Origin of the sequence: Brucella sp. 22210 (genome assembly GCF_052045675.1) — a bacterium.
Lineage (GTDB): Bacteria > Pseudomonadota > Alphaproteobacteria > Rhizobiales > Rhizobiaceae > Brucella.
The window spans coordinates 169474-176823 of the sequence record NZ_JBQEPD010000005.1; the positions used below are offsets into that span (position 1 = coordinate 169474).

Here is a 7350-nt window from a genome sequence, read left to right on the forward strand (position 1 = left end):
CAGCACGGCCATTGCCGGATCAGTTGATGAGACCTGCATGCTTCATAGCCAGATCGATCTTTTCTGCGGTTGACTCCTCGACCTGCACCATTGGCGAGCGCAGACGGTGCTCGACACGTCCAAGACGCGACAGGGCATATTTCGGGCCGGACGGATTCGGCTCGATGAACAGCGCCTTGTGCAGCGGCATCAGGCGATCCTGCAACTCCAGAGCCTTGGCGTAATCGCCCGCCTGGCAGGCATCCTGAAACTCGGCGCACAGGCGTGGCGCGATATTCGACGTCACCGAAATGCACCCTACCCCGCCATGGGCGTTGAAGCCGAGCGCCGTTGCATCCTCGCCCGAAAGCTGGATGAAATCCTTGCCGCAGGTACCGCGCTGCTCGGAAACGCGCTCGATCTTGCCAGTCGCATCCTTCACACCGATGATGTTCTTGTGATCGCGCACGAGAGCACCCATCGTTTCAGGCGTCATGTCGATGACCGAACGGCCCGGAATGTTGTAAATGATGAGCGGGATCGAGATCGAGCGGGCAACCCGCGAGAAATGCTCGTAGAGGCCACGCTGGTTCGGCTTATTGTAATAAGGCGTAACCACCAGCACGGCATCAGCACCAGCCTTTTCCGCATGCTGGGCGAGTTCAATCGCCTCGACCGTATTGTTCGAGCCTGCGCCGGCGATGACCGGTACGCGACCGGCGGCAACTTCAATGCAAACCTCGATGACGCGCTTGTGCTCATCATGGGAAAGCGTCGGCGTTTCGCCCGTGGTGCCAACCGGCACGAGACCTTTGGTGCCTTCTTTTATCTGCCAGTCAACAAATGCACGAAAAGCTTTCTCATCGAACGCTCCTTCACGATCGAATGGCGTGACAAGCGCGGTAATTGAGCCCTTCAGCATCAGTAACTCCTGAAAAAGATAGACGGAACCTCAAACCTCAAGGGGCACTCGACCTGTGTTGCGGTTTGCGGAGGCGATGAACAATAGTCTTGCAGCAGAAATGGAGCAAGCACATTGCAAGCGGAAAACAGGGGTAATACGGCAGATTTGCGACGAAAATCCCGGCTTTATTTTAGCAACTACCTCGCAGGCCCCGACAGCTGTCCGGGGCGGGTATGTCCAACAGCCGTTTCGGCGTCTGCGGTGCTAAATTATAAAGCTTTTGTTAATCATAGTTTCATTCCTGAGACGTATCATGAATATCGAAACGTGCGGGCAAAATGGAAGGCTAACAAAAGCCGGATTTTGCTAACATATTTCACAGCAACCAGTATCCCGGATGGCCGGATTTTTGTTTCAGAGTGTGGATGTCTAAAGAAGTCGTAGCGATCAGTATCAGACGAAAGGCCCTGCTTGCAGGATGCCTTGTTGCGGTTGCAGTGCAGCCGGTGGCTTCGTTTGCACAATCGTCACTGCCGACCGAAGTGCCGACGCCGCTTGCGCGTCCCTTTGCGCCTGCTGCAGCACAGTCTCCCGCTTCGCCGATGAATCTTGTGACGCCCACACCGCGTCCCACACCGCCGGATCCGGTTATCACCTCATCATTCAGCCGTGTTGAAAACCCGGCTGCCATTGGCGGCACGCTGAAAAGCGGCCTCGATGCGCTTTATTCAAACAATGTAACAAGTGCGGTTGCCTTCCGTAACGGCATGCCGCGCGGTTCGCTTGACCGGCAGATTCTGACCTGGGCGATTGCGACCTCAGGCATTGACGGCGTTTCAAGCGGTGAAATTGCTGCCGCGACCGCTGAATTGCCCGGCTGGCCCGGCATTTCCACGCTTCAGCGCAATTCGGAACGTGCTCTGTTCAAGGAAAACCCGCCTGCTGGGACGGTGATGGCGGCTTTTGGCAGCCGTCGCCCGGTGACCACCGAGGGTATGATCGTACTGGCGCGCGCCTATGTCAGCATTGGCAATCCTGCGAAGGCTCGTGAACTCCTGTCGCCCTGGTGGGCAACACAGCGTCTGTCGTCGGATGACGAGCAGAAAGTGCTGAAGGAATTCAACGGTGTCCTGACACGGGACGACCACCAGCGGCGTTTTCTGCGCGCGATCTATAATGACCGCACACAGTCAGCCAAACTGCTTGCCGGTCCCGCACAGGCGCAGTCGCTTTACAATGCCTTTGCAGCCGTCGCCCAGAAGTCGCCCAATGCAGCGGCAACGATTGCTGCCGTGGATCGCTCCTGGCAAGCGAACGCTGCCTATCAGTTTCTGAAGATCCGCTATCTGCGTCGCGCTGAGCGCTATGATGACGCCACTGATCTGATGTTGAAGGCGCCGCGTCAGGCAGCCATGCTGGTTGATCCGGACGCCTGGTGGACCGAACGGCGGATTCTGTCGCGCGAACTGCTCGACCTTGGCAAGCCGCAGCTCGCCTATAAGGTGGTCGCGGCTCACGCCGCCGAATCGCCAACGGTTGCAGCCGAAGCGGAATTCCATGCCGGTTGGTATGCGTTGCGCGCGCTCAAGCAGCCGAAAACGGCCGCACCGCATTTCGCCAGAATTGCTGAGATTTCTGCCCGGCCGATTTCCGCATCGCGCGCCTATTATTGGCTTGGACGCGCTGCGGACGCGGGAAGTGGTGGCAATGCGCGCGATTATTATCGCCGCTCCGCGCATTTCGGCACGACCTTCTACGGCCAGCTCTCCGCCGCCAAGCTGGATGAGAAAGCCCCGGAGCTGATCTATCCGCGACCGAGTGATACGGATCGCGCTCGCTTTGCCAACCGGAACGCGGTTCAGGCGATCAAGCGTCTGGAACAGATCGGCTATACTGCCAAGGCGACATCCATCTATACGCAGCTTTCGCAGGAACTCGACAGTGTCGGCGAGCTCGCATTGCTGGCCGTCATGGCCGAGCGCAACGAGAACCACTATCTGGCGCTGCGCGTGGGCAAAACCGCCGCGATGCGCGGGCTTGATGTCGGTGCACTGTCCCATCCGCTCGGCGCCATCCCGGCCAGCGCCAATATCAGCGGCTCTGGCAAAGCCCTCGCCTATGCGATTGCACGTCAGGAAAGCGAATTCAATGTCGGCGCCGTTTCCAAGGCTGGGGCACGCGGTCTGCTGCAACTGATGCCAGCGACCGCCAAAAGCGTCGCCACACGCAACGGCATGGCTTTCTCCGCACCGCGACTGACAAGCGACGCAGGCTATAATGCCACGCTCGGCGCGCATTTTCTTGGCGAACAGCTTGACCGTTTCAACGGTTCCTATGTCCTGACCTTTGCCGGATATAATGCCGGGCCGCGCCGCGCTTCGGAATGGGTTGAGAAATATGGCGACCCGCGCGGTCAGTCGATCGAAGAGATCGTCGACTGGATTGAACGCATTCCCTATTCGGAAACGCGCAATTATGTGCAGCGCGTTATGGAAAACTACGAGGTCTATAAAGCCCGTTTGACCGGTTCTGCCGATATCGAAACCGATCTGGTTTACGGGCGTCGATAGACAGCTTCAAATTCTGCGGGATGCGCTACAAAACATCATCCCGTAACTCCATCAAGCGTCAGTTTTCTTGGCAGGCTTGGCCTTCGGCTTCGCAGGAGCCTTCTTGGCTCTGACTGGCCGTTTGGCCGCGGGCTTGCTCGTGGCTTCTGCGAGCTTTGCTGCCTGCGCGATCCAGTTTTCGCGTGCGATTCGGCGCGGGAAGCCGATGTGACGTTCGATCCACGCGGCTTCTTCGTCTGACCAGCTTGCAATCTGGTCATAATGATAAACGCCGAGCTTATTGAGCATCGTCTGGATGGCTTTGCCGATACCGCTGATCGCGGTCAGATCATCCGCCTTGCCTTCACGGGGCGCATCGAGCAGTTCGGGACGGCCCGGATCTTCCGGCTCACGCGGTACTTCTGGTTCTGCAGCCGGAACCGGCAGTGGTCCGCCTACGACTTCCGCGTCCGGCACGGGCGCTTTCTTCGGTGCGCTGACTTTTTGTGGCTTCTTGTCTTTCGGCAGCGATGCCGCTTCTACCGGAGCAGCGACAGGTTGAACGGGTTCGGGCTTCTCGTCCACGGCAGGAGGCGTCGAGAGCGCAGCCGCAACGATTATACGTTCCTCGTCGGTAATGGCCTTGCTTTTGCCCCGGAACAATTTGCCCAGAACACATCCCACGATAAACGCCACCGCAACAAGGATCGCCAGTTGAATGATCAGCAACGGCATGTCGGTTTCCCTCGTACTCTATACTTCACGCGCCATAACCTGTTGATTAAGCGCATCTTATCTCTTGCAGGCCGAGCCAGTTCGGCAACTGCTTTATTTACGACCGCTCAGCCACCCGACGACGATCCCGATCAATACCGCCGCGAGAAGAACGGGCCAGAATGTTTCAGCAAGATAAAGCATCAAAACCTGCACTGGGTTTCATGGGTCAGCCCCCACGCATTAGTCATAATAAGAAAGCAAAATTTGAAACAGCGAAACTGTCAACTTCGAACAGGAAAGTCACCCAAATCCCTGCCCTAGCATAAGCTTAATCCCATAGAATCACGGCTGGGCTATATCGGATGCCGCCAGTTTCAAACCGAATGGCAACGGCTTGGCCAATATATCGGTCATTGCCTGATATTGCTCAGCGCTTGCCGCCTTCCCCTTGATCGAAAGCGACCCGTCGGTGATCGTTACCTCGCCATCCGCAAGCGTTTTGGTCAAAGTGAGAGCGAAAAGAACACTGTCGGAGAATTGTGGCCAGCTTCCGCGCGCCAAGGCCATTTCGTCATCAAGCGACGAGCCGGGTGCGACACCTTCTGCGGCTTCCATGATCTGGTCACGGAGCGCATTTTCGGGAATGGAGCCTGAAAAGACCAGGCCGTCATTGCTCTTTTCAATCTTGAAAACATAAGGCGACGTAGCAGGCAGAACAGATGTGAGATCCGTGATGTCGTTGATTCCCCACACAGCACGCAAAGCAGCACGCGCCGCTTCCTGCTCTGCGGGGTCAGGCGCAATGCCCTTCACTGTAATGTCGCGGCCTTCAATATCGAAGCCAGTCCAGACATAGGGCGCCAATGCTTCGGACGTGCGAGTGGAAATATCGGTCTGAACCCGTTCCACCCCGAACCACAGCGCCAGAGCAGTCAGTGTTGCGGTCCACGTTACACCCGGCCAGAACCAGCTTTTCATGTCGCCTCACCTTCCGTGTCTGTGATCCGCTTCTTCGAAGCAGCGCATTTCGATAGCTCGTTCGTACAAAGACAGGACATTTCGCAAATGCAAGAGCCGTTCGGATCACAGAACAACAAAAAACCCGGCAGCTGAGCTGCCGGGTTTCCTGTATCAAATCCGGAAAGGATTAGAACGAACGCTGGAAGCGGATGGTACCGCCGATCGCGTCCTTTTCGGTGATGCCACCGTCATAGGCGCGCCAGTCGTTGCTGAAGCGGGTGTAGTTGATTTCCGGCGTAATGGTGAAGCCAGGAACCAGCTCGTAAGCAACGTTAGCAGCAATTGCGGTCTTGCCCCAATCGTCATGTGCGCCCTGAAGGTTGAAGACAGCCTTGTCGGTTGCCTTGAACTTCAGACCACCCCAGACAGCCCAATCGCCGCCCCACTGGCCATACATCTGGTCAGGATTTTCTTCCGAAGCGTATGCACCCTGCAACCAAACCGAGAAGCGGTCGGTGATGTTGACGTCGCCGCGAACCTTGGCAGCCCACTCTTCGATGACCGAGTCGTAAGCTACGACGCCAGCGATCGAACCCCAGCCGCCAGCATACTTCAGGCCGCCAACAACGTGTGGCATGTAGCCGTCGATTGCGTAGTCGCCAGCGCCGGTAAAGCCGCCGTCGTTGTCCGCACCCTGTTCAAGAGCGATCACAGCCGAGAAGCCGTTGCCGCCGGTGAAGGTGTACGAGATCTTGCCCGTGCGGTATGCGCCAGCCGAGACCACGTCATCGTTGATGATGTCGCCGAGGTAACCGGTGAAGGTGTGGAATTCCGACTCATCGATACCGACCTTCAGGCCGCCGAGTTCGATATAAGCGAACTGCATAACGACGTCGGAAGAGTTCGAGCCATAAACGCCGTCTTCACGGGAATTAGCCGAAGCATAGTTGAAGCGGGTTTCAGTGAACGTCTTCAGCGTGCCGAGTTCGGTTTCCGAAGCGGTCGAGGTACGCAGAGCGAAACGAGCGCCCTTGTCCCAACCTTCACGATCCGTACCCGAGTAAACGTTGTCGCCGCCCTTTACGTCGTAACGGACGTAACCATGGATGCGCAGGCAGGTTTCGGTGCCTGGGATGTAGAAGTAGCCAGCGCCGTATGCGTCGCAAACGCGAACATATTCAACGGCTTCGGGCTCTGGCGCGACGATTGCGTCGGCAGCCTGAGCGCCGGAAGCTGCAACCAGAGCTGCAGCGGAGCCGAGAAGAAGGCTCTTGATGTTCATTTCTGACCTCCAGTCAAAGTTAAAAACGGGTCTGGGCATTTTGATTTGGCTGAAGGACAACCTGTCCCCATCCCCTTGTGAAAAAGTCGCCCCGAAGCGCTCCTTCTTCTGGATGTGAAGATACTCGCCCGCTCTTTCGTTTCAACACCGAATACGGCTTACCTGCCTTAGCAAGGCCTCTATGCAGACTGGTTGTTGCAGAAAAGACACGAAATTGTCAGCTTTGAGTGGGGTTCTTTAGTCTTTATTAACATTAGTAAATTGAAATTAATCGATCTTAACGATTGAAAACGTGTGTTTTTTCAGTTTGGACGCTTAACCCGACTCGAGATTCCCTTGTTTACGGCCTGGGGATTGGAAAGTGTCCGCCAGATGGCAAGGAACGAGCGATTCTTCTTTAAAGATTCCGAATCTCTTTCATTTCCAATGGCATTATCATGCGACAGGGCAATGAAGGATTCGTCCTGGAAACGCCGCAAATCGGGCCTGCACCATGATTGCCTTATATATAAAGGGTGTAATTCTCAGGAAATTTTACCAGCTACTGCGTAAATCGCTTGAAATGCCGCCACGTACCGGCTATCTCGCCCTTACCGGAGAGGTGGCCGAGTGGTCGAAGGCGCTCCCCTGCTAAGGGAGTAGACCTCATAAGGGTCTCGTGGGTTCGAATCCCATCCTCTCCGCCACTGCGCTGCCAGCGCACACCAATCCCCCCATCAAAAATGCAGACATTATCACCGCGTTGGGCCGATTCTCGCGCGCTCCGTCGACGGCGTGTTGATCTTGTTTTTTGACAAGCTGAATCGCCAAAATACATAAGTATCTGAATTAAAATAGCTTTCTGACCTGACGCCGATTCTTGACTGGAGGTCAGAAATGAACATCAAGAGCCTTCTTCTCGGCTCCGCTGCAGCTCTGGTTGCAGCTTCCGGCGCTCAGGCTGCCGACGCAATCGTCGC

5 protein-coding genes and 1 tRNA gene are annotated in these 7350 nt (G+C 56.3%); 2 read left to right on the forward strand and 4 right to left on the reverse strand.

What is annotated here, in order from left to right; all coding sequences use genetic code 11:
* Positions 1 to 19: 19 nt before the first annotated feature.
* Positions 20 to 901 carry a 4-hydroxy-tetrahydrodipicolinate synthase gene (dapA, locus tag ACTJKP_RS09395; protein WP_440630435.1) on the reverse strand — a complete coding sequence of 294 codons (882 nt, stop codon included), beginning with the start codon at positions 899 to 901 and terminating at the stop codon, positions 20 to 22.
* A gap of 407 nt (positions 902 to 1308) precedes the next feature.
* Between dapA and ACTJKP_RS09400 the strand changes: the two genes are divergently transcribed.
* A complete protein-coding gene (locus ACTJKP_RS09400) occupies positions 1309 to 3453 on the forward strand; it encodes a lytic transglycosylase domain-containing protein (protein ID WP_440630436.1) in 2145 nt (714 codons plus the stop codon).
* A gap of 51 nt (positions 3454 to 3504) precedes the next feature.
* Here ACTJKP_RS09400 and ACTJKP_RS09405 read toward each other — a convergent pair whose 3' ends face one another.
* From ACTJKP_RS09405 to ACTJKP_RS09415, 3 genes are all read right to left on the reverse strand, one after another.
* Positions 3505 to 4167 (reverse strand): 50S ribosomal protein L21, encoded by a 663-nt coding sequence (locus tag ACTJKP_RS09405; protein ID WP_440630437.1) that lies wholly within the window; start codon positions 4165 to 4167, stop codon positions 3505 to 3507.
* A 324-nt stretch (positions 4168 to 4491) separates the two neighbouring features.
* On the reverse strand, positions 4492 to 5127 hold the full coding sequence (locus ACTJKP_RS09410) for a BON domain-containing protein (RefSeq protein WP_440630438.1): 636 nt from the start codon (positions 5125 to 5127) through the stop codon (positions 4492 to 4494).
* 169 nt (positions 5128 to 5296) lie between these two features.
* Entirely contained in the window at positions 5297 to 6391 is a 1095-nt protein-coding gene (locus ACTJKP_RS09415) for a porin (RefSeq protein WP_182514671.1), read from the reverse strand.
* Positions 6392 to 6986: 595 nt separating this feature from the next.
* Between ACTJKP_RS09415 and ACTJKP_RS09420 the strand changes: the two genes are divergently transcribed.
* Positions 6987 to 7077 (forward strand) — tRNA-Ser (locus ACTJKP_RS09420).
* Positions 7078 to 7350: the final 273 nt, after the last annotated feature.